Origin of the sequence: Providencia sp. PROV201 (assembly GCF_028479545.1) — a bacterium.
GTDB lineage: Bacteria > Pseudomonadota > Gammaproteobacteria > Enterobacterales > Enterobacteriaceae > Providencia > Providencia huaxiensis.
Genome location: NZ_JAMPNW010000045.1, coordinates 1 through 2,313 on the forward strand (window position 1 = coordinate 1; position 2,313 = coordinate 2,313).

General features: G+C 40.2%; 4 protein-coding genes. 3 read left to right on the plus strand and 1 reads right to left on the minus strand.

Going from position 1 to position 2,313, the window contains the following annotated elements:
- On the plus strand, positions 1-1,254 hold a 1,254-nt coding region (locus tag PR809_RS19945; protein ID WP_272524685.1), incomplete at its 5' end, for a VENN motif pre-toxin domain-containing protein.
- On the plus strand, positions 1,254-1,775 hold the full coding sequence (locus PR809_RS19950) for a hypothetical protein (protein ID WP_195697492.1): 522 nt from the start codon (positions 1,254-1,256) through the stop codon (positions 1,773-1,775). The genes PR809_RS19945 and PR809_RS19950, both read left to right, overlap by 1 nt.
- A gap of 56 nt (positions 1,776-1,831) precedes the next feature.
- On the opposite strand, the gene PR809_RS19955 is transcribed toward PR809_RS19950, so the two are convergent.
- Positions 1,832-1,978, minus strand: a complete 147-nt coding sequence (locus PR809_RS19955) for a SymE family type I addiction module toxin (protein WP_195697493.1) — start codon at positions 1,976-1,978, stop codon at positions 1,832-1,834.
- On the opposite strand from PR809_RS19955, the gene PR809_RS20155 reads away from it, so the two are divergent.
- A complete protein-coding gene (locus PR809_RS20155; RefSeq protein ID WP_195697494.1) occupies positions 1,964-2,173 on the plus strand; it encodes a DUF3969 family protein in 210 nt (69 codons plus the stop codon). The genes PR809_RS19955 and PR809_RS20155 overlap by 15 nt on opposite strands.
- The last annotated feature ends 140 nt before the right edge of the window (positions 2,174-2,313 follow it).

Sequence of the window (2,313 nt, forward strand, 5' to 3'; positions counted from 1 at the left end):
CTATCGGCTCATGTTATCTTGAACACCCTCTTCCCGGGCAAAGAAATTTGGGAACTGAGTGAAAGTGAGAAACAGCAAGTCAGTGCACTAAGCCAACTGGCTTCAGGATTAGCGGGTGGACTGACTACCGGTGATGTGGCCGGTGCGATTACTGGCTCGCAAGCTGGGAAGAATGCGGTTGAGAATAACTACCTGAGCGACTCAGAGCACCGCCAGAAGACGTCACTGGAGCTTAAAGAGCAGCAAGGGAAGATCACTGAGGTCGAGCAACAGAAGCTTGCTGAACTGCGGATCAAAGATACGGAAACAACCCAAAAACTGCTTGATACTTGTGCCGGCGGTGTTTCACCTGAATGTACCGCCGCCAGAAAAGACGCATTCGAAACGATAGATACCTATGTCAGTTTGACGTATCAAAACCCGAAAACAGCGCAGGCAGGTTATCAAGAAATCGAGCGTTTGTTGAACTCGACTTCACCCGAAGCACAGCAGGCGTATAATCTATTGGAATCCTATACTGAAGCCTTTAAAAACTTCGGTTATACCGATGAAGAAGCACGAACGCGTGCAGGTATGTATGTCGGGTCGATTTATCTATTAGGTGGAATGTCTGCTATTGCGAATTCAGGAGCTCTTGTTAAACAGTTTGGGAAAGATGTTGCGAAACCAGGTGTAACCCCAACAAAACCAAATGAACAAATGCCACCCAAAACAATGCCTAACCAAAGCAATGGAGATAAGTTAAATAATTATCAAGTTCATGACTTGAAGCAAGTTAATGATCCTGCACTGAATTTAGATGCTGTGAGAAATGCAACTCAACAATATTTAAAGAAATCTTCACAACAAGATGGGGCGGCAGTTAGTTATGCCACCGCATCAGTAACCGCAAATGGTAAAACTGAATATTATCTTTCGGTTAGTGGTAAATCATGGTCAGGAAAATCACCAGATACAGTGAAGATAGACGGGATTAACTATAAGGTTATTCGTGATGATAATAATAGTTTTACTAGTGTGGGTAACATTGACTCTAAGAAAACAAATTTTAATCATGCAGAACAAAAGCTATTTAATCATATTCAAGATGCTTATAATGGGCAAAAAGCAGATGTAAATATGGCAATACAAAATACATCTAGTCGAGATCCTGGTATGTGCGTAAGCTGTGGTTATACAAGTCAAAATTTTGCAGAAAATAATAAGAATCTTAATGTGAATATTTATCAAGGCTCTACGGGGAAAAATAAATAATGAATAGTGAACTAATCAAATATCTGCATTCTGTGTACCCTGAGTTGCCTATTAATTTAGGGTATATGAATGGTTATTCAGATGAAGAAATTGGTAAAATCGAGCGCTTATACGATATTAAGGTTAAAGACCAGTTGTATGATTTTTTAACAAGTATTGGTCGTTGTAGTGGAGGGCTTTTTGGTGACGACCCTCTGTTTTTTTATCGAAATGGACAGACGGTTAGAGGTAATATCTTATATCAAGATGCACTAAGAGATGAGCTTCCATCTATCCAAGAATATAATCTGCGGAAACAAAAAGCATTATTCATATCAGTGGAAAGCTATACTCAGTACTTCTTCTTGCTTACCGAATCTAATGATCCTAATAGGGTCTATCAATATGATGAAAATGAAGAGACTATAGAAGCTACTGATTGGGATTTTAAAGACTATCTAAGGTATATTGTGAATGTTTATACTCGTAATTATAAAATAAAAGCGCCTTTCAATGAGTCAGGTGAGCTTATTATAATTTAAATTATAATCTCAAAAATATAGATCCCAATTTATTACTGAGATGCCATTATTTGTTTTTACTCCCTCTCTGCCAGCTGGATGATCAGTTGCCCAGCTTGGCGTGTGAGAGTAAAATGACTGCCGACCGTAAACCCTAGCTCATTCAGCCACTTACCACTGATGATCAGCTGTGGACTGGGGTTCGGGCGTTGTCGGTTGGGCAAGTAGCCCGGCTAAAGTCAAAAACACCATCTATAGATGAAGCTAATAATTTAATATTTAAGCCTTATTGCGTTAAGTTTTTTTCAGAGCATAAAGTATCCAAACATGTTACTGAAATAATTTCTAAAGGTTGTGAACTTGAGGATGTGCTAGGGAAGGTGCGAATAAGTTCCAGTTATGAGCTCATGGAGGCATAGCAATTCATAACCCACCGAGGTCATATGAGCCAGCAGTGAGAACTCTGCATAATCGCTTCACTCCCCCTCAGCCAGCCGGATAATCAACTGTCCGGCTTGGCGAGTGAGGGTATAGTGACTGCCTACCTCAAACCCCAACT